The sequence below is a fragment of the Pantoea dispersa genome, from assembly GCF_035783935.1.
In the GTDB taxonomy this organism is placed as follows: Bacteria; Pseudomonadota; Gammaproteobacteria; order Enterobacterales; family Enterobacteriaceae; genus Pantoea; species Pantoea dispersa_C.
Genome location: NZ_JALKOV010000006.1, coordinates 159,219 through 179,436 on the forward strand (window position 1 = coordinate 159,219; position 20,218 = coordinate 179,436).

The 20,218-nt window shown below is 61.1% G+C and carries 12 protein-coding genes; 9 read left to right on the plus strand and 3 right to left on the minus strand.

Annotated elements, in window-relative coordinates:
- The first annotated feature begins 4 nt into the window (after positions 1–4).
- Positions 5–1,525: a lysine--tRNA ligase gene (lysS, locus tag MXF20_RS13475; protein ID WP_325969782.1), complete on the plus strand. Its 1,521-nt coding sequence runs from the start codon at positions 5–7 to the stop codon at positions 1,523–1,525.
- A 242-nt stretch (positions 1,526–1,767) separates the two neighbouring features.
- On the opposite strand, the gene MXF20_RS13480 is transcribed toward lysS, so the two are convergent.
- Positions 1,768–2,394, minus strand: coding sequence for a serine protease (locus MXF20_RS13480; protein WP_325969783.1), 627 nt, complete (start codon positions 2,392–2,394; stop codon positions 1,768–1,770).
- Between the two features lie 390 nt (positions 2,395–2,784).
- Here MXF20_RS13480 and MXF20_RS13485 point away from each other — a divergent pair, with 390 nt between their 5' ends.
- Complete coding sequence (locus MXF20_RS13485) at positions 2,785–3,948, plus strand: MFS transporter (protein WP_021506684.1); 1,164 nt, start codon at positions 2,785–2,787, stop codon at positions 3,946–3,948.
- On the opposite strand, the gene MXF20_RS13490 is transcribed toward MXF20_RS13485, so the two are convergent.
- The gene (locus tag MXF20_RS13490; RefSeq protein ID WP_325969784.1) at positions 3,945–4,865 is read right to left on the minus strand and encodes a LysR family transcriptional regulator; all 921 of its coding nucleotides are present in this window, start codon (positions 4,863–4,865) and stop codon (positions 3,945–3,947) included. The genes MXF20_RS13485 and MXF20_RS13490 overlap by 4 nt on opposite strands.
- 110 nt (positions 4,866–4,975) lie before the next feature.
- On the opposite strand from MXF20_RS13490, the gene lysA reads away from it, so the two are divergent.
- Positions 4,976–6,229, plus strand: a complete 1,254-nt coding sequence (lysA, locus tag MXF20_RS13495) for a diaminopimelate decarboxylase (RefSeq protein WP_325969785.1) — start codon at positions 4,976–4,978, stop codon at positions 6,227–6,229.
- Positions 6,229–6,681, plus strand: a complete 453-nt coding sequence (locus MXF20_RS13500; RefSeq protein ID WP_058757074.1) for a GNAT family N-acetyltransferase — start codon at positions 6,229–6,231, stop codon at positions 6,679–6,681. Before lysA ends, MXF20_RS13500 begins: the two co-directional genes overlap by 1 nt.
- 128 nt (positions 6,682–6,809) lie before the next feature.
- Here MXF20_RS13500 and galR read toward each other — a convergent pair whose 3' ends face one another.
- Positions 6,810–7,811, minus strand: coding sequence for an HTH-type transcriptional regulator GalR (gene galR / locus MXF20_RS13505; protein ID WP_031279486.1), 1,002 nt, complete (start codon positions 7,809–7,811; stop codon positions 6,810–6,812).
- 196 nt (positions 7,812–8,007) lie between these two features.
- Between galR and MXF20_RS13510 the strand changes: the two genes are divergently transcribed.
- The 5 genes from MXF20_RS13510 (at position 8,008) to MXF20_RS13530 (ending at position 20,218) form a co-directional block, all read left to right on the plus strand.
- Positions 8,008–10,281 (plus strand): molybdopterin-dependent oxidoreductase, encoded by a 2,274-nt coding sequence (locus tag MXF20_RS13510; protein ID WP_325969786.1) that lies wholly within the window; start codon positions 8,008–8,010, stop codon positions 10,279–10,281.
- 309 nt (positions 10,282–10,590) lie between these two features.
- A complete protein-coding gene (locus tag MXF20_RS13515; RefSeq protein ID WP_325969787.1) occupies positions 10,591–12,321 on the plus strand; it encodes a penicillin-binding transpeptidase domain-containing protein in 1,731 nt (576 codons plus the stop codon).
- A gap of 444 nt (positions 12,322–12,765) precedes the next feature.
- Entirely contained in the window at positions 12,766–13,980 is a 1,215-nt protein-coding gene (locus MXF20_RS13520; protein WP_325969788.1) for an MdtA/MuxA family multidrug efflux RND transporter periplasmic adaptor subunit, read from the plus strand.
- Positions 13,977–17,120 (plus strand): multidrug efflux RND transporter permease subunit, encoded by a 3,144-nt coding sequence (locus MXF20_RS13525; RefSeq protein WP_325969789.1) that lies wholly within the window; start codon positions 13,977–13,979, stop codon positions 17,118–17,120. Before MXF20_RS13520 ends, MXF20_RS13525 begins: the two co-directional genes overlap by 4 nt.
- The gene (locus MXF20_RS13530; RefSeq protein WP_325969790.1) at positions 17,117–20,218 is read left to right on the plus strand and encodes an efflux RND transporter permease subunit; all 3,102 of its coding nucleotides are present in this window, start codon (positions 17,117–17,119) and stop codon (positions 20,216–20,218) included. The genes MXF20_RS13525 and MXF20_RS13530 overlap by 4 nt, the downstream gene beginning before the upstream one ends.

Consider the following 20,218-nt stretch of genomic DNA (forward strand, 5'->3'; position numbering starts at 1 on the left):
CGACATGTCTGAACAACAACCGCAGAGCGCTGATGCCGCCCTTGAGTTAAACAACGAACTGAAAGCGCGTCGCGAAAAACTCAGCGCGCTGCGTGAAAAGGGCGTGGCGTTTCCTAACGATTTCCGCCGTGACACCACCTCCGATCGTCTGCATGCCGACTATGACAGCAAAGAGAACGAAGAGCTGGAAGCGCTCGGCGTTGAGGTGAGCGTAGCCGGGCGTATGATGACCCGCCGCATCATGGGTAAAGCGTCGTTCGCCACTTTGCAGGATGTGGGCGGCCAGATCCAGATCTACGTTTCCCGTGACGATCTGCCGGAAGGCGTCTACAACGAGCAGTTCAAAAAATGGGATCTCGGCGATATCCTCGGCGCGCGCGGTAAGCTGTTCAAAACCAAAACCGGCGAGCTGTCGATCCACATCTCTGAGCTGCGTCTGCTGACCAAAGCGCTGCGTCCGCTGCCGGACAAATTCCACGGTCTCGCCGATCAGGAAACCCGTTACCGTCAGCGTTACCTTGACCTGATCTCCAACGACGATTCGCGCAAGACGTTTAAAATTCGCTCACAAATCATGGCCGGCATTCGTCAGTTCATGGTTAACCGCGACTTTATGGAAGTGGAAACCCCGATGATGCAGGTGATTCCTGGCGGCGCTTCTGCGCGTCCGTTTATCACCCATCACAACGCGCTCGACATCGACATGTACCTGCGTATCGCGCCGGAGCTGTACCTCAAGCGTCTGGTGGTCGGCGGTTTTGATCGCGTGTTCGAGATCAACCGTAACTTCCGTAACGAAGGGATCTCGCCGCGCCACAATCCAGAGTTCACCATGATGGAACTCTATATGGCGTATGCGGATTACAAAGATCTGATCGAGCTGACCGAGAGCCTGTTCCGCACCCTGGCGCAGGACGTGCTGGGCACCACGGAAGTGCCTTACGGTGACCACACCTTCGATTTCGGCAAGCCGTTTGAGAAGCTCACCATGCGTGAAGCGATCAAAAAATACCGTCCGGAAACGGACCTCGCCGATCTGGATGACTTTGACAAAGCGGTAGCGATTGCCAATGCGCTGCACATCAAAGTGGAAAAGAGCTGGGGTCTGGGCCGCGTGGTAACTGAGATCTTTGAAGAGACCGCCGAAGCGCACCTGATTCAGCCCACCTTCATCACCGAGTATCCGGCAGAAGTGTCACCGCTGGCGCGTCGTAATGACGAGAACCCGGAAATCACCGACCGCTTTGAGTTCTTCATCGGCGGCCGTGAAATCGGTAACGGCTTCTCCGAGCTGAACGATGCGGAAGATCAGGCCGAGCGTTTCCTGCAGCAGGTTAACGCGAAGGACGCCGGTGATGACGAAGCGATGTTCTACGACGAAGACTACGTCACCGCGCTGGAGCACGGTCTGCCACCGACCGCGGGTCTGGGCATTGGTATCGACCGTCTGGTCATGCTGTTCACCAACAGCCACACCATCCGTGATGTGATCCTGTTCCCGGCACTGCGCCCGACCGGTAAGTAATCAGGTTGCCCTCACCCTAACCCTCTCCCATTGGGAGAGGGGACTTGCTTGTTCCACGGTGGGAGAGAGCGCTCTGGTTTTCTTCCTCTCCCCGTGGCAGAAGGCCGCTCTGGTTTTCTCCCTCTCTCTGTGGCAGAGGGCCGCTCTGGTTTTCTCCCTCTCTCTGTGGCAGAGGGCCGCTCTGGTTTTCCCCCTCTCCCTGTGGGAGAGGGCCGGGGTGAGGGCATCAGCGCGCACCCACCCTAAGACTTCATCACGCCCTCCAGCCACGCCTGAAACCGCGCATAAGGCACATACAGCGCCACATCTTTAAACAGCGTTTTACCGCTCTTGTTATCATCAATCCGACTGCTATAGCCGACAATCACCCCGGCCAGCGTGTCGTCGCTGGCGTTATACACCGCGCCGCCGGACATGCCTTTCACCACGCCGGCATTGGCCGCCACCACCACGCAGCTGGCCTTGTTCCAGTCATTGCTCAGCGTGGTATTGATCAGGTTGGTCCCGCTTGATGCCACCGGCAGCGCGGAGATAAAGCTATAACCGTACAGATTAACGTTGTCGCCAATATGGCTATTGCGGAACTGCGGGGGCAGGTTGGCTTCGTTATTTTGATGATAAACCACGGCGATATCGCACTCCGGATGCCACGCTTTCACCCGATACAGCGAATATTTGGCGACATGTGCCGCCGTCAGACTGTACTCGCGCGTCAGGGGGATGGTGGTGCCCAGCGCGCCGACGCCGAGCACGGTGGGAATGCCGGTGACGGTCATGTCGACGCGCCTGGCCGCTTCTGAGCTGTATTCATAGTGCCCGACCGAGCAGCCGCTTAAGCCGCCGATCGCCAGCGCGATGATCCATCGCATAACTCTGTCCCCCTGTTGTGTTGACGCCGCATCACCGGGCAATCCATTGGGGTATCGGCAATGCGCGACTATCCTTTACTGCCTGATTTCACGCCAGAAAGCGGCGTCGCCGTGACAGCGATCACAACCTGCTATCAAGCGTAGCCTGTTATCCCCGTCCTGTCTTAGTGATGTATAAGCGACACTTTTTAGCGCCGGGATTATTGCCGCGCAGGCAAAATAGCCTTGCTGCCGCCCGGGTGGTTGAGAGTCAGAGGCTGTGCTTTAATAGCAGACTGTGACGCAGTTCAAAAATAAACATCCCCGCACTGTCGGAGGGATACGCGTCTGTCTTAACCGTACGGCGATCGTCGTGCGGCCGCCTGCAAAATTATTTTGGGAGAGTGTGTTATGCCTGTTGCATTGCTTGCGCTGGCGCTGAGTGCGTTCGCCATCGGCACCACGGAGTTCGTCATCATGGGGTTACTGCCGGAAGTGGCAGGTGACCTGCAGGTGTCGATTCCATCTGCGGGCTGGCTGATCAGCGGCTATGCGCTGGGCGTGGCCATCGGCGCGCCAATCATGGCGCTGCTGACCGCGAAACTGCCGCGCAAACGTACCCTGATTCTGCTGATGATCATCTTCATCATCGGCAACGTACTCTGTGCGCTGGCTTATACCTATAACCTGCTGATGCTGGCGCGCGTCATTACCGCGCTGTGTCACGGTGCGTTCTTCGGCATCGGTTCAGTGGTGGCGGCCAGCCTGGTGGCACCGAGCCGTCAGGCGTCGGCGGTAGCGCTGATGTTCACCGGTCTGACGCTGGCCAACGTACTGGGCGTGCCGCTTGGCACCTGGTTTGGTCAGCTGTTCGGCTGGCGCGCCACCTTCTGGGGCGTGGCGATTATCGGCATCCTTGCGTTCATTGCGCTGATTGTCAGCCTGCCGACCAACAAAGATGAAAAACCGGTGCATCTGGCGAGCGAAATCAGCGCGCTGGCCAACGGCAAGCTGTGGCTGTCCCTGCTGATGACGGTGTGTTTTGCTGCCGCGATGTTTGCGCTGTTCAGCTACATTGCGCCGCTGCTGCTGCAGGTGACCGGCATCAGCGATCGCGGCGTCAGCTGGACGCTGTTCCTGATTGGCGCGGGTCTGACGGTGGGTAACATTGTTGGCGGCAAACTGGCGGACTGGAAAGTGTCGTTCAGCCTGATCCTCAGCTTTTCGCTGATCGCCGTGTTCTCGCTGCTGTTCAGCTGGACCAGCCATGCGCTGTGGCTGGCAGAGATCACCCTGTTCCTGTGGGCGATGGCGACCTTCGCCACCGTGCCGGGTCTGCAAATCAACGTGGTGCGCCACGGCAAAGACGCGCCGAACCTGGTGTCAACGCTCAACATCTCGGCTTTTAACGTCGGTAACGCACTCGGTGCGTGGGTAGGTGGCGCTGTGATCGACAAAGGCTATGGCCTGACGGCGGTACCGGTCGCGGCGGCGGCGCTGGCGGCAGCGGGATTGGTGGTTTGTCTGCTGACCTTCCGTAAATCGGGTGGCCAGCGTGAGACGGTGCGCGCTTAAGCCAGCCGCCGGGCGATGCGCTGCGGAAAGGTGGCCACCTGCTGCTGCAGGTGGTCGCAGAAGTGATCGACCAGCGCCGATGCCGGTCGATGCTGGGGCCGCACCAGACTCACCGTGAACGGCACGGCGATACTGAAGCGGCGCATCACCACACCGCTGTCGGCGTAATCCAGCGCCGTCAGCGGATTAACAATCGAAATACCCACCCCGGCGCGCACCATCGCGCACACCGATGCGGCGCTGTGCGTCTCCAGCACCAGCCGCCGCTCCACCTGCTGCTCATGGAACAGCGCATCCAGCAACTGACGATAGCTATCATTGCGTGACAGGCTGACGTAGTTTTCACCGTGGAAATCCTGTGGTGTCAGCACCGCCCGCTGACACAGCGGATGCTGCGGCGGCAGCACGCACACTTCGTCGCAGGTCAGCAGCGCCAGGCGTTCGGTACCGGCGGGCGCATGCTGGGTTTCGGTCAGACCGAGATCGTAGCGCTGCGCCGACAGCCACTCCTCCAGCAGCGGCGACTCCTGCGGAATAATATTCAGGCTCACCTGCGGATAGCGCTGTAAAAACGGCTGCAGCAGCGGCGGCAGCAGCGACTGGGAAAAGACCGGCAGGCAGGCGATCGACAGCTCGCCCTGGCGGAACTGGCGCAGCCCTTCGGCGGCATCCATGATGCGATCCAGTCCGTACCATGAGCGCTGCACCTCTTCGTACAGCCGCAGCCCCTGCACAGTAGGCTGCAGTCGGCCGCGCACGCGCTCAAACAGCTGTAAACCCAGCTGCTGTTCCAGCCGCGCCAGTTCGCGGCTCACCGTTGGCTGCGAGGTGTGCAGCAGCGTGGCGGCCTGCGTCAGATTGCCGCTGGTCATCACCGCATGAAAGATTTCGATATGCCGCCAGTTAATTTTTGCCATCGTCGCCTCCGTGTCACCCATATCATATTTGCATAGCTAATGCTTAAACAGATATTTTTCTGCATCGCTGTGCTGTGGCTAAATGACAGCAACGACTCAGGAGAATGTTCATGCCACGTCCACTTAACGATTCCCAGACGGCGCTTAACGCCACAACTCTGCTGCCGCTGGCGCAGCGCTACAGCGGCCCGTTCTGGGCTTACGATGCCGAAATCATTCAGCAGCGTATTGCGCAGCTCAGCGCGTTTGACGTGGTGCGCTTTGCGCAAAAGGCCTGCTCAAATATTCATATTCTGCGCCTGATGCGCGCTGCCGGCGTTAAGGTCGATTCGGTCTCGCTCGGCGAGATCGAACGTGCGCTGGCCGCCGGTTTTCAGCCGGGCGGTGAGGATATTGTGTTCACCGCTGACGTGCTGGATCAGCCGACGCTGGCGCGTATCGCCGAGCTGAAGGTGCCGGTGAATGCTGGCTCAGTGGATATGCTGCATCAGCTCGGCGCGGTTTCGCCGGGCCACAGCGTCTGGCTGCGCATTAATCCGGGCTTTGGTCACGGTCACAGCCAGAAAACCAATACCGGCGGCGAAAACAGTAAGCACGGCATCTGGCACAGCGATCTGCCGCTGGCGCTGGCGGCGATTCAGCAACACGGCCTGCAACTGGTGGGGCTACATATGCACATTGGCTCCGGCGTCGATTACGGCCATCTGCAGCAGGTGTGCGACGCGATGGTCGATCAGGTAGTGGCCTTTGGCCAGGACCTGCAGGCCATTTCGGCGGGCGGCGGGCTGTCGATTCCTTACCGCTTTGGTGAGGAGGCGATAGATACGCAGCACTATTACGGGCTGTGGAACGGCGCGCGCGAGCGTATCGCGGCGCACCTCGGCCATGCGGTGAAGCTGGAGATTGAGCCGGGCCGCTTCCTGGTGGCGGAATCGGGCGTGCTGGTGTCGCAGGTGCGCGCGGTGAAGCAGATGGGCAGCCGTCACTTTGTGCTGGTGGATGCCGGTTTCAGCGACCTGATGCGTCCGTCGATGTACGGCAGCTATCACCATATTTCGCTGCTGCCCGCCGATGGCCGCACGCCAGGTGAGGCGAATGTGGAAAGCGTGGTGGCCGGGCCGCTGTGTGAGTCGGGGGATGTGTTTACCCAGCTGGAAGGGGGCAAAGTGGAAACCCGCGCGCTGCCGGCGGCACAGGTCGGCGATTATCTGGTATTCCATGATACCGGCGCTTACGGCGCATCGATGTCCTCCAACTACAACAGCCGTCCGCTGATTCCGGAGGTTCTGTTTGAGCAGGGCGTGCCGCGTGAAATTCGCCGCGCGCAGACCATTCAGGAACTGCTGGCGCTGGAGCTGAACTGATGCGCATCGTGCCGCTCAGCAGCGTGCCGCATCACGCCAGCCAGATCACCGACTGGCTGTGGCAGGCGTTTGGTGACGGCACTTCGCGCGCGTTTTACGACAGCATTGTGCGCAGCAGCCTGAACGGGGCCGCGTTTCCGGTGACCTTTGTCGCGCTGGACGACGATGACGTGCCGCACGGCACGGTAGGGTTCTGGCGCTGCGATTTGATCAGCCGCCAGGATCTCTATCCGTGGGTTGCCGCGCTGTATGTGGATGAAGCGGCGCGCGGGCAGGGGCTGAGCGCCGCGCTGCAGCAGCACGTGCTGGATTACGCCCGCCAGCGCGGCTATGCAACGGTGTGGCTGTGGTCAACGTTTGGCGGTTATTACGAGCGCTTCGGCTGGCAGTATCAGTGTGATGCGCTGGAGTTTCCCGAGGTGCAGGTGAAGGTGTATTCGCAGGATTTATAGTGGGTTGGGTGCGCGCTGGCCCTCACCCCAACCCTCTCCCGCAAGCGGGCGAGGGGGCTGACCGCGCGCTCTGCAACGTTCCCTCTCCCTCAGGGAGAGGGTTAGGGTGAGGGAAAGCCCGCACCCGTTTAACCCGGTCCACCCACCGAATGCCGCCTGACCAGCGTCGGGCTAAACATATTGGTCACCTCCGGCAGCGCGGTGCCGTTGGCCAGCGCCAGCGCCAGCTGCGCGGCCTGCTGCGCCATGGTCACAATCGGATAGCGCACTGTGGTCAGGCGCGGGCGCACATAGCGCGACACCAGCACATCATCAAAGCCAATCAGCGACATCTCTTCCGGCACGCGAATGCCGTTATCGCTCAGCACCGCCAGCGCACCGGCCGCCATGGAATCGTTGTAGCACGCCACCGCGCTCACCTGCTTGCCGCGTCCGAGCAGTTCCGTCATCGCCTGCTCGCCGCCGACTTCGTCCGGTTCTCCCCACGCCACCAGCCGGTCGTTGCACGGCAGGCCGTGCTCCTTCAGCGCATCGTAGTAGCCCTGCAGCCGATCTTCGGCATCAGAAATGGTGTGCGTCGAACAGATAAAGGCGATCTGCGTATGACCCTGCTGAATCAGGTGGCGCGTGGCCAGCCAGGCGCCGTAGCGGTCATCGAGCGCGATGCAGCGCGACTCAAACCCCTGCAGCAGCCGGTTCAGCAGCACCATGCCTGGCACCTGCTTCATCAGCAGCTCTAAATCATCATCGGGAATTTTCTTGGCGTGCACCACCAGCGCGGCACAGCGATGACGCATCAGCTGTTCAATCGCCTGACGCTCTTTTTGCTCATTATGGTAACCGTTACCAATCAGCAGAAAGTTACCGGTTTGTCCGGCGACTTCATCGACCGCTTTCACCATCGCGCCGAAAAATGGGTCTGACACATCGCCCACCACCAGTCCGAGGGTTTCGGTGGATTGCTGCGCCAGCGCGCGGGCGTTGGCGTTAGGGTGATACTGCAGCTGTTCCATGGCCTGGGTAACGGCGAGGCGCGAACTCTCGCTGGCTTTGGGCGAATTATTGATGACGCGGGACACGGTCGCGACCGACACCCCCGCCATGCGGGCAACATCCTTAATAGTAGCCATGCAATGGTCGACATCCGGGAAAACGTTTACACATGCTCTCAGTGTTACGGAAAAGCCCGGCAGCCGCAACCCGCCAGAATGTCAGCGCTGTCGCAAAAGTGCGGAAAATCAGACGCTCACGGCGAGGCTTTAGCCCGCTAACGGCACCGTGCTATGCTGCCAGCCTGAATCACACCTGCCTGCCGGACCCATAACCATGAAAACTCGTGTGCCGCACCTTGCGCACTGGGGCGCGTTTACCGCCGTCACCGAAAATCAACGCCTGATTGCCTGCGAACCTTTCTTCGCCGATGCCGATCCGTCACCGATGATCCACACCATTCCTGAGCTGGTCTACTCGGACAAGCGCATCCGTCAGCCGATGGTGCGCCGTTCGTGGCTGAAGTCGCGTGAAAACAGCGATCGCACGCTGCGCGGCCGGGAAGATTTTGTCGCCGTGGACTGGGACACCGCGCTCGATCTGGTGGCGGAAGAGAACCGCCGCGTGCGCGATCGCTACGGCGCTGCCGGCATTTTCAACGGCTCGTACGGCTGGTCATCAGCTGGCCGCGTTAACCACGCGCGCACGTTGATTCGTCGCTTCTATTTCCAGGGCGGCGGCGGCGTTGATCAGCAAGGCAACTACAGCTGGGGCGCGGCACAGTTCTTTCTGCCGTACGTGATTGGCACCTACATGCCGCTCACCGGCCGCGTCACCGACTGGCCGCAGGTGGTGGAGCACGCAGAAATTTTCGTCGCCTTTGGCGGCCTGGCGCTGAAGAACGCGCAGGTGGCCTCCGGCGGTGCCGGCGAGCACAGCCTGAAACCGGCGCTGCAGCAGCTGAGCGCCAAAGGCACGCCGATCATTAACATCAGCCCGATGCGCGATGACTGCCCGGCGTTCGTTAACGCCGAGTGGATTCCGATTCGCCCGAACACCGACGTGGCGCTGATGCTGGCGCTCGGCCATGAAATTACCCGTCACAACGCCATCGATGAGGCTTTCCTCGCCAGCCACTGTACCGGCTGGCCGCAGCTGCGTGCCTATCTGCTGGGCGAAAGCGACGGCGTGGCGAAAACGCCCGCGTGGGCCAGTGCGATAACCGGCATCCCGGCGGCGCGTATCGCGCTGCTGGCGCAGCAGCTGGCGGGCAAACGCAGCTTTATCACCTGCGCTTATGCGGTGCAGCGCGCCCATCGCGGCGAACAGCCGTACTGGATGATGATTGCGCTCTCGTCGATGCTGGGCCAGCCGGGACTGCCGGGCGGCGGCTTCTCTTTTGGCCATGGCTCGATGAACAGCGTCGGCAATCCGCGCCAGGAAGGCCCGGCGCCGATGATGAGCACCGGCCCGAATCCGGCGAACCTGTCGATCCCGGTGGCGCGCATCAGCGACATGCTGCTCAATCCCGGCCAGCCGTACGCGTTTCAGGGCGAAACGCTGCACTATCCCGACATTCACCTGGTGCACTGGGCGGGCGGCAATCCGTTCCACCATCACCAGCAGCTTAACCGGCTGGTCGAAGGCTGGCAGCGCCCGGATACGGTCATCGTGCAGGATATCGTCTGGACGCCCGCGGCGCAGATGGCGGACATCGTGTTGCCGGCCACTACCACGCTGGAGCGCAACGACATTGGCGGCTCGTCGCGTGACCGCTTCGTGCTGGCGATGCACCAGGCGATTAAACCGCAGCATCAGGCGCGCAACGACTTTGATATCTTTGCCGACCTGGCCGATCGCCTTGGCTACCACGATCGCTTTACCGAGGGACGCAATGAGATGCAGTGGATTGAGCATCTCTATCAGCAGTGCGCGCAGGCACATGCGCAGCTGGACATCGCCTTCCCGGAGTTCGAGGCATTCTGGCAGCGCGGCTTTGTTGAAATTCCGCAGGGCGGCAAGCCGTACGTGTTTATGGATGATTTCCGCGCCGATCCGCAGGCGCATCCGATCCACACCGCCAGCGGCAAAATTGAGCTGTTCTGCCAGACCATCGCCGATTACCAACTGGCGGATTTCGCCGGGCATCCGGAGTGGCGCGCGCCGCAGGAGTGGCTTGGCGCAGCGCTCAGCGCTCAGTTCCCGCTGCACATGATCTCGGTGCAGCCTGCGGATCGCCTGCACAGTCAGCTGGATGCCACTGCTACGGTGCAGGCCGGCAAAACCGCCGGTCACGAAACGCTGTATATGCACGTTGAAGATGCCGCCGCGCGCGGTATCAGCGACGGCGATGAGATTGAAGTGAGCAATGCGCGTGGCCGTATGCTGGCTGGCGTTCGCCTGACGGACGGTCTGACGCCGGGCGTGGTGATCATCGCCACTGGTGCCTGGTTCGATCCCGGTTTTGGCAAAGCGTGGCAGCCGTGGGACCGCGCCGGCAATCCTAACGTGCTGACGCTCGACATCGGAACGTCGTCGTTAACCCAGGGACCAAACGCCATGAGCTGCTTGGTGGAAATCAAAAAACACGCCAGTTGCACAATCGGCTAACAATCTCACCGCTGGTTACATTTTGCCGGTAACTGTTGCGTTTGAGTGATAGTTTCTGCGCTGAGCAACTTGCTACAGTCAGGGTCCCAGAGGTATTGATGGGTGAACATCAACAGTTTTCTTGATTACACCGACCTGCGCAGATGCGCAGGTTTTTTTTGCCCGCGATCTGCCGGGTGATGCGGTCAGCCGCTGGTGCCTCAACCGGGCATAAACGAACTGATACATTGTTTTCCTGTCAACTCGCTTTACCTTTCTTTATAACTGCAGCTAACCCCTTGGATTCATCTTTTATCGCAGCGGATCGCCATGCCCCCGATTAAAAAATTTCTGGGAAAAGACCAGATTAAAGCCCCGTTCAACCCGTTTCGTTTTCGTCTGATTTGTCTGGGCGTATTAGGCTGCATGGGCCTGCTGCTGGCGCGCGTCGGCGATTTGCAGCTGATCAACCATCCGATGCTGGAGCACGAGGCGGACCAGCGCTCGCTGCGCACCGTGACGCTGCCAACCAATCGCGGCACGCTGCTCGACCGTGACGGCCAGGCGCTGGCGCTCAGCGTACCATCGCGCGATATCATCGCCGATCCGCTGCGCGTGCTGGAGGCCAATCCCGATTTCACCAGCGCCAAATGGAGCTATCTGGCGGCGGCGCTGAACCTGCGGCCGGAAGAGCTGCGCGCGCAGATCACCGCCAATCCGAAAAAGCGCTTCCTCTATCTCGGGCGCAAAATCGAGCTGGGCATTGCCAAAGATATCGCTGAGCTGCATCTGAAAGGCATCAGTTCGGTGTATGATGACAGCCGCTTCTACCCGATGAGTGAAGCCGCTGCGCCGCTGATTGGTATCGTCGGGGCGGACAACAACGGGCTCAACGGGCTGGAGAAGGGCTTTGACCGGGTGCTGCAGGGCGAGCCGGGTAAAGAGGTGTATCGCCAGGACGGGGACGGCAACATCATTGCGATGATCGATTACGAGCCGCCGAAGCAGCCGCCGACGGTGCAGCTCAGCATCGATAAGTTTGACCAGTTTACGCTGTATAGCAAACTGCGCGACGGCGTGCTGCTCAACAAAGCCGACTCGGGCGCAGCGGTGCTGGTAAAGATCGACACCGGCGAGATCCTTGCCATGGCGTCCTATCCGTCGTTCAACCCCAACAATTATGACAACGCCACGCCCGCGCAAATGCGCAATACCGCCATCAACGACAGCTACGAACCCGGCTCGACGGTCAAGCCGCTGGTGGTGATGGAAGGGCTGCAGCGCCATCTGGTCCGGCCCGATTCGGTGATCGACACCACGCCTTACAGCGTCAACGGCCACCTGATTCGCGATGTCGGCCACTGGCCGCGCCTGACCATGACCGGCATTTTGCAGAAATCCAGCGACATCGGCGTGTCGCACATCGCGCTGGCGATGCCGGCGGAAGCGCTGGTGAACACCTATCAGGCGTTTGGCCTCGGTAAACCGACCGGGCTGGGGCTGACCGGCGAGAGCGTGGGCTACTTCCCGCTGCACCGCCAGCGCTGGGCAGACATTGAGCGCGCCACTTTTTCGTTCGGCTACGGACTGCGCGTAACACCGCTGCAGATTGCGCGTGAATACGCCACACTCGGCTCATACGGTGTCTATCGTCCGCTGTCGATCACCAAAGTGACGCCGCCGGTGCTGGGCAAACAGGTCGCCGATCCGCAGATTGTGCAAACCGTGGTGCACATGCTGGAGAGCGACGTGCTGCCGGGCGGCACCGGGGTGAAAGCAGCAGTGCCGGGCTACCGGCTGGCAACCAAAACCGGTACTGCGGAGAAGATGGGCAGCAGCGGCAAATATGACGGCGGCTACGTCAACTACACCGCCGGCATCGCGCCGGCCAGCCATCCGGAGGTGGCGCTGGTGGTGATGATTAACCATCCGACTGCTGGCGATCACTTTGGCGGCTCGGTGGCCGCGCCGGTATTTGGCAACATCATGGGGCCGGTGCTGAAGCACATGAACGTGGCACCGGACGCGATATACAGCAAACCAACCTCAGATAAATCTTAACGAAATCAGGATGTAAACGCGCAGTCGAGCTTTTCACACCTCGTTGCATTTCGCCGAACTCCGTTGCGATTTGCGGCTGTTATCCGCGCCGCCATTGCGCGACGATAAAGGTCCCAGAGGTATTGATTGGTGTGAAGATCGGCTGCTGCGGCAGCAATACCCTTGTGGTATTCACCCTGTTCGGTTGCACCGACCCACGCGGATGCGTGGGTTTTTTTTGCCTGTAAATTGTCCTCCTCTCCCGTTGGCCGCGCCTGCGCATGCCATCACCGCCCGCTGCCGGGCGCGGGTTTTAAATCCTGCATCTCTTAACGAAACGCTTACTTTTTGCGTATAGAAAACGCGCTGGCGTTCCGCTGATAATGCGCGTCGTGATGATTTTCGCTGCAATAATCCCCTGTTTGTCGGGGTTTTACCCACACTTTTGCTGATCTGAAGACGCTGATGACTATCCATGCTCCCCGTTCTGGTTTCTCCCGCTGGCTGAAATGGCTGCTTGTGTTGCTGGTGCTGCTGATTGCGGCAGGCGTGATCTGGCGTGTGGCAGGCGGCAAGCGAGGTGGAGCACCCGGTGACCTGCCGCCGGGCGCGCTGCGCGGCGGCGCGGGCGCGGCGCAGAAGGGCGGCCCGGCAACGCTGGTGCACAGCGGCGTTGCCACCACGGCCGATGTGCCGGTATATCTGAACGCGCTCGGCACGGTGATCCCCAACGCCAGCGTCACCGTCACCAGCCGCGTGGCCGGGCAGCTGCAGCAGGTGTTCTTTACGGAAGGGCAGAAAGTCAGCGCCGGTCAGCTGCTGGCGCAGATCGATCCGCGCAGCTATGAGGCGACGCTGGCGCAGTATCAGGGCGATCTCAGCCAGAACCAGGCGCTGCTGCACAGTGCGCAACTGACGCTGGCACGCTACAAAAAGCTGGCGGCGCAGGACTCGCTGTCGCGCCAGGATCTGGATACCCAGATTGCCACCGTCGGCCAGTATCAGGGCGCGGTGGCGGCGGATCAGGCGCAAATCGCCAGCGCGAAACTGGATATTGAGTATGCCCGCATCACCTCGCCGGTCAGCGGCCGCGTCGGTCTGCGGCTGGTCGATCCCGGCAATATGGTGCAAACCAGCGACACCACCGGCATTGTGGTGGTGACGCAAATGCAGCCTGCCGCCGTGACGTTCAGCGTGCCGCAGAGCAACATCGCGCAGCTGACGCGCGCCCTGCGCAGCGGCCAGAGCCTGCCCGCCACCGCTTTCGATCAGGACAACAGCAGCGTACTGGCGCAGGGTGAAGTGAAGTACATCAGCAATCAGATCGATACCAGCACCGGCACCATCGAACTGAAAGCCACCTTTCCCAACGAAGACGAAGCGCTGTTTGCCAATCAGTTTGTTAATCTGCGTCTGCAAACTGCCACGCTGAAAAACGCCACGGTGATCCCGGCGCAGGCGCTGCAGCTGAGCAGCGATGGGAGCTTTGTGTTTATTATCAACAAAGACCATAGTGTAACGCGCAAAGCGGTCACTACCGGTCCGGCCGTGGGAGACGATCGCCAGGCGATCCTGCAGGGCGTGGCACCGGGCGATCGTCTGGTGACCGAGGGGATCGATCGTCTGACCAACGGCAGCAAAGTCCAGCTGGCTGACGACAGCAAAAGTACCCAGCCATGAATCCGTCCCGTCTGTTTATCCAGCGTCCGGTGGCGACGATTCTGCTGATGGTCGGCGTGCTGATCGCCGGTCTGTTCGCCTGGAAATTTCTCTCTACCTCGGCGCTGCCGCAGGTGGATTATCCGACCATTCAGGTCACGACGCTCTATCCTGGCGCCAGCCCGGACGTGATGGCTTCGTCCGTGACCTCGCCGCTGGAGCGCCAGCTCGGGCAGATGGCCGGCCTCAGCCAGATGACCTCAACCAGCTCAGGTGGGTCATCGATTATCACCCTGAAGTTCAGCCTCGATCTGTCGCTTGATGTCGCCGAGCAGGAAGTGCAGGCGGCGATCAACGCGGCGAATAATCTGTTACCGGACGATCTGCCCAATCCGCCGACCTATAAAAAGGTCAATCCGGCCGACAGTGCGGTGATCACGCTGGCGGTCAGTTCCGACACGCTGCCGCTGACGGAGGTGCAGGATCTGGTGAACACGCGCGTGGCGCTGAAGCTGTCGCAAATCAACGGCGTGGGGATGGTGACGCTGGCGGGCGGCAATCAGCCAGCGATTCGCGTGCAGATGGACCCGCAAGCGCTGGCGGCGCACAAGCTGTCGCTGGAAGACGTCAATACGCTGATTACCAACAGCAACGTTAACGGTTCGAAAGGCGGCTTCGATGGCAAATATCACTCGGTGACCATCGACGCCAACGATCAGCTGCGCACCGCGGCCGAATACGGCAATCTGATTCTCAGCTGGCAGAACGGCGCGGCGCTGCGGCTCAGGGATATCGCCCATATCGAACAGGGGCCGGAGAATAGCTTTCAGTCGGCGTGGGCCAATGACCGTCCGGCGATTGTCATCAGCGTGCAGCGCCAGCCCGGTGCCAACGTCATTCAGGTGGTGGATAGCATTAAAAAACAGCTGCCGGCACTGCAGGCGGCGCTGCCGGATGGCGTGAAAATGCGCGTGCTTGCCGATCGCACCCAGACCATCCGTGCCTCGATCAGCGACGTCGAGTTTGAACTGATGCTGTCGATCGCGCTGGTGGTAATGGTGACCTTCCTGTTTCTGCGCAATGTGGCGGCAACGCTGATTCCCAGCGTGGCGGTACCGCTGTCGCTGATTGGCACCTTTGGCGTGATGTATCTCGCCGACTTCAGCCTCAACAACCTGTCGCTGATGGCGCTGACCATTGCCACCGGGTTCGTCATCGACGATGCCATTGTGGTGGTGGAGAACATTTCGCGCCGGCTGGAGCAGGGCGAGACACCCATGCAGGCGGCGCTGAAAGGCTCGCAGCAGATTGGCTTCACCATCATTTCCCTCACGTTTTCCCTGATTGCGGTCCTGATTCCGCTGCTGTTTATGGGCGATGTGGTCGGCCGGCTGTTCCGCGAATTCGCCATCACTTTGGCCGTGTCGATTCTGGTGTCGATGGTGGTGTCGCTCACGCTGACGCCGATGCTGTGTGCCTGGCTATTAAGGCATATTCCGGAGGCGCAGCAGTCACGCTTTGCGCGCAAAGGCGGCGCGCTGTTTGACACCCTGGTACGCGGCTATGACCGGCTGCTCAGCGTGGTGCTCAACCATCAGAAGCTGACGCTGCTGGTGGCGCTGGCGACCTTTGCGCTCACCGCGCTGCTGTATCTCGCCATCCCGAAAGGGTTCTTTCCCACCCAGGACACCGGGCTGATTCAGGGCGTGACCGTGGCGTCGCAGGATGTCTCCTTCACGGCGATGGCGCAGCGTCAGCAGGCGCTGGCAAAGGTGATGCTGCAAAACCCGGCGGTTGAGAGTGTGTCCTCAACCATTGGTATTGACGGCACGAACACCAGCCTCAACAGCGGGCGTCTGCAGATCAACCTGAAAGCGTTTGACCAGCGCGACGTCAAAGCCGATGAGGTGATTGCGCAGCTGCAGCAGGCGGCGCGTCAGGTGCCCGGCATTCAGCTTTATCTGCAGCCCGCACAGGACCTGACGGTCAACGATCAGGTGACGCCGAGCCAGTACCAGTTCACCCTCGATGATGCCGACAGCGAAAACCTGGTGCGCTGGACGCCGCAGCTGATTGCGGCTTTGCAGCAGCGGCCGGAATTTAACAACGTGGTCAGTAATCTGCAGGATCAGGGACGCGTGGCCTATGTGGAACTGAATCGCGACAAGGCGGCGCGCTTCGGCATTACCGCGGCTGACGTCGATACCGCGCTGTACAACAGCTTTGGTCAGCGGCTGGTGTCCACCATTTTTACCCAGGCGAATCAGTATCGCGTGGTGCTGGAAGTGGCGCCGCAGTATCAGCAGTCGCCGGCGTCATTTGATGACGTGTATCTGCCGGTGAGCAGCAGCGCATCGACCAGCAGCGACAGCGAAACCACCACCGACGGCATGGTGAAACTCACCGCGATCGCCACCGTTCACTCCCGCACCGGGGCGCTGATGCACATGCGCCTGAATCAGTTCCCGGCGGTAATGGTGTCGTTCAATCTTAACCCCGGTTACTCGCTGGAGGACGGGCAGCGGGCGATTGCGCAGGTTACGCAGCAGCTTAAACTGCCCGCCAGCATAACGCTGCGCTATCAGGGTGAAAGCGCGGCGTTCCAGAGCGCCACCGGCAACACGCTGTGGCTGATTCTGGCGGCGCTGATCACCATGTACGTGGTGCTGGGCATTTTGTATGAGAGCTTTATCCATCCGGTGACCATTCTCTCCACGCTGCCGTCGGCGGCGGTCGGGGCGCTGCTGACGCTGATGCTGGCGGGCAGCGAATTCAGCCTGATCGCGCTGATTGGCGTCATTCTGCTGATTGGCATCGTCAAAAAGAACGCCATTATGATGATCGACTTCGCGCTGGAGGCGCAGCACAAGCAGCATATGACGCCGCGCGCAGCGATCCATCAGGCCTGCCTGCTGCGCTTCCGGCCGATTCTGATGACCACCATGGCGGCGCTGCTCGGGGCGCTGCCGCTGATGCTGGCCTCCGGCTCCGGTGCTGAACTGCGTCAGCCGCTCGGGCTGGTGATTGTCGGTGGCCTGCTGGTGAGCCAGGTGCTGACGCTGTTCTCCACCCCGGTGATCTATCTGTGGTTTGATGGGCTGGCGCAGCGCGGTAAGCGCTACGTGCAGCGCAGGCAGCAGCAGGCGCGGGGCGAGTCATGAACCTCACCCGGCTGTTTATCTTTCGCCCGGTGGCGACGCTGCTGCTGACGCTGGCGATCCTGCTGCTCGGAGCACTGGGCTACCGCCTGCTGCCGGTCGCGCCGCTGCCGCAGGTGGATTTTCCTACCATCATGGTCAGCGCCAGCCTGGCCGGTGCCAGCCCGGAAACCATGGCGGCCACGGTGGCGACGCCGCTGGAGCGTTCGCTCGGCCAGATTGCCGGTGTGACGGAGATGACGTCGACCAGCTCGCAGGGCTCGACCAGCGTGATCCTGCAGTTTGAACTTGACCGCGATATCAATGGCGCGGCGCGCGACGTACAGGCGGCGATCAACGCGGCGCGCAGCCTGTTACCGAGCGCCATGGAGTCGCTGCCGACCTATCGCAAAGCGAATCCCTCGGACGCGCCGATTGTAATGCTGGCGCTCACCTCCGCCACGCGCACGCCGGGTGAACTGTACGACCTCGCCGAAAGTAAAATTGAGCAGGCGATGGGGCAGGTCAGGGGCGTGGGCGAGGTGTCGCTGATGGGCAGCGCGCTGCCGGCGGTCCGCATCGATCTGCAGCCGCAACAGCTGACGCACTATGGCATTGCGCTGGATACGGTGCGCAGCGCCGTCGCCAGCAGTACCACCAATCTGCCGAAAGGCATGCTGCAGGGCCGCAGCCAGTCGTGGATGGTAGACAGCAACGGCCAGCTGGACAAAGCGGCACAGTACCGCGATCTGATAGTCAGCTACCACGCGGGCAAAGCGGTGCGACTGCATGACGTCGCCACGGTGTATGACGCGGTGGAAGATCAGTATCAGGCCGGCTTTCTCAATTCACAGCCGTCGGTGATGATCGCCATCAAGCGTCAGGCCGGGGCTAACATGCTCGACACCATTGACGCCATCAAAGCGCAGCTGCCACAGCTGGAGAACGATCTGCCTGCCGATACCCAGCTGAAAGTGGTAATCGACCGCTCGCCAACGGTGCGCGCCTCCCTGTATGACACCGAAGAGACGCTGCTGGTGGCGATGCTGCTGGTGATCGCCGTGGTATTTGTCTTCCTGCGTAATCTGCCGGCGGTGGTGATTCCGGCGCTGGCGCTGCCGGTGTCGCTGATCGGCACCTGCGCGGTGATGTATCTGCTCGGCTACAGTCTCGATAACCTGTCGCTGATGGCGCTGATCATCGCCACCGGCTTTGTCGTCGATGACGCCATTGTGGTGCTGGAAAATATCACCCGGCACATCGAAGCCGGCCTGAGTCCGCTGCGCGCCGCCCTGCGCGGTGCCCATGAGGTGAGCTTTACGGTGCTGTCGATGACGGTGTCGCTGGTGGCGGTGTTTATCCCGATTCTGCTGATGGGCAGTATTGTTGGCCGCCTGTTCCGGGAATTTGCGGTGACGCTGACGGTCGCGCTGCTGATCTCCATGTTTGTCTCGCTCAGTCTGACCCCGATGCTGTGCGCCCGGCTGCTGCGGCCGAAGCCATCGGTCACCCGGCGGCCGCATCCGCTCTATCAGCTGATCGAAAAGGCGCTCAACGCGCTACTGGCCGCCTACGCGCGTGGCCTGACGTGGGTAATGGCGCACCAGAAGATCACCCTGCTGAGTTTGCTGCTCACCGTGCTGCTCAATCTGTTTTTGTTTAGCGTGGTGCAAAAGGGCTTTTTCCCCAACCAGGATACTGGCCTGCTGATGGGCGCCCTGCGTGCGGACCAGAACATCTCCTTCCAGGCGATGAAGCCAAAGATGCTGGCGTTCACCAAAATCATTGAGGCCGATCCGGCGGTAGACAGCGTGATGTCGTCAATGGGCAGCGGCATGTTTGGCGCGCGCAACAGCGCCAACTTTTTTGTCCGGCTGAAAGATTTTGACCAGCGCAGCGCCAGTGCCACCGAAGTGGCTAACCGGCTGAGCCTGAAAACCCGCCATATTGCCGGGGCGCAGCTGTTCCTGATGGCCGCGCAGGATCTGCACATCGGCGGGCGCAGCGCCAACGCCACTTATCAGTACAGCCTGCAGGCGGACGATCTCGACCTGCTGCGCCGCTGGACGCCAAAAGTCCAGGCGGCGCTGGCCGCGATACCGCAACTCAACAGCGTGGATTCCGATGCGCAAACCGGCGGACAGGAGGTGGTGATCAACATCGATCGCGACCGTGCCACGCGGCTGGGCGTTAACGTGAAGATGCTGGACACCCTGCTGAACAATGCCTTTAGCCAGCGCCAGATTGCCACGCTGTATCACACGCTCAATCAATACCATGTGGTGATGGCTCTGCAGGATAGCGACACGCGCGATCCGGCGATGCTGCAGCAACTGTATGTGATTAACGACAGCGGCGATCGCGTGCCGCTGGCGGCCTTTGCCCGCTTCAGCGGCGGCAACGCGCCGCTGTCGGTCGCGCATCAGGGCCAGTCAGCGACCAGCACCATCGCCTTCAACCTCAACGACGGTGTGTCGCTGGAGCAGGCGCAGACGCTGATCAAACAGGCGATGGCACAGCTGGGGTTGCCGTCCGGCATTCAGGCGGGCTTTGCCGGCACCGCCGCGGCGTTCTCTCAGCTCAGCGCCACCATGCCGTGGCTGATCATCGCGGCGCTGGCGGCGGTGTATATCGTGCTGGGCGTGCTGTATGAGAGTTACGTTCACCCGCTGACCATTCTCTCCACGCTGCCGTCGGCGGGCGTCGGGGCGCTGCTGCTGCTGCTGCTGACCAACACGCAGCTGACGGTGATTGCGCTGATCGGCATCATTTTGCTGATCGGTATCGTCAAGAAGAACGCCATCATGATGATCGATTTTGCCCTGCACGCCGAGCGCAGCCAGGGGCTGTCGCCGCAGCAGGCGATTACGCAGGCGTGCCTGATGCGCTTTCGGCCGATCATGATGACCACGCTGGCCGCCTTCTTCGGTGCTCTGCCGCTGGCGCTGGGCAGCGGTGGCGACGCTGATTTACGCAGTCCGCTGGGGATTGCCATTGCCGGCGGTCTGGCCCTGAGCCAGCTGCTGACCCTGTTTACCACGCCAGTGGTCTATCTCTGGCTGGATCGTCTCAGCCGCGCCACCCAGCGTCAGTGGCGGCGCGTGCGTCATGGGGAATCCTGA

Coding starts and splice junctions, on each gene's coding strand:
- MXF20_RS13510 (WP_325969786.1), top strand. CDS start 8,008: ATGAAAACTCGTGTGCCGCACCTTGCGCACTGGGGCGCGTTTACCGCC.
- MXF20_RS13530 (WP_325969790.1), top strand. CDS start 17,117: ATGAACCTCACCCGGCTGTTTATCTTTCGCCCGGTGGCGACGCTGCTG.
- MXF20_RS13525 (WP_325969789.1), top strand. CDS start 13,977: ATGAATCCGTCCCGTCTGTTTATCCAGCGTCCGGTGGCGACGATTCTG.
- galR (WP_031279486.1), bottom strand. CDS start 7,811: ATGGCTACTATTAAGGATGTTGCCCGCATGGCGGGGGTGTCGGTCGCG.
- MXF20_RS13485 (WP_021506684.1), top strand. CDS start 2,785: ATGCCTGTTGCATTGCTTGCGCTGGCGCTGAGTGCGTTCGCCATCGGC.
- lysS (WP_325969782.1), top strand. CDS start 5: ATGTCTGAACAACAACCGCAGAGCGCTGATGCCGCCCTTGAGTTAAAC.
- lysA (WP_325969785.1), top strand. CDS start 4,976: ATGCCACGTCCACTTAACGATTCCCAGACGGCGCTTAACGCCACAACT.
- MXF20_RS13480 (WP_325969783.1), bottom strand. CDS start 2,394: ATGCGATGGATCATCGCGCTGGCGATCGGCGGCTTAAGCGGCTGCTCG.
- MXF20_RS13520 (WP_325969788.1), top strand. CDS start 12,766: ATGACTATCCATGCTCCCCGTTCTGGTTTCTCCCGCTGGCTGAAATGG.
- MXF20_RS13500 (WP_058757074.1), top strand. CDS start 6,229: ATGCGCATCGTGCCGCTCAGCAGCGTGCCGCATCACGCCAGCCAGATC.
- MXF20_RS13515 (WP_325969787.1), top strand. CDS start 10,591: ATGCCCCCGATTAAAAAATTTCTGGGAAAAGACCAGATTAAAGCCCCG.
- MXF20_RS13490 (WP_325969784.1), bottom strand. CDS start 4,865: ATGGCAAAAATTAACTGGCGGCATATCGAAATCTTTCATGCGGTGATG.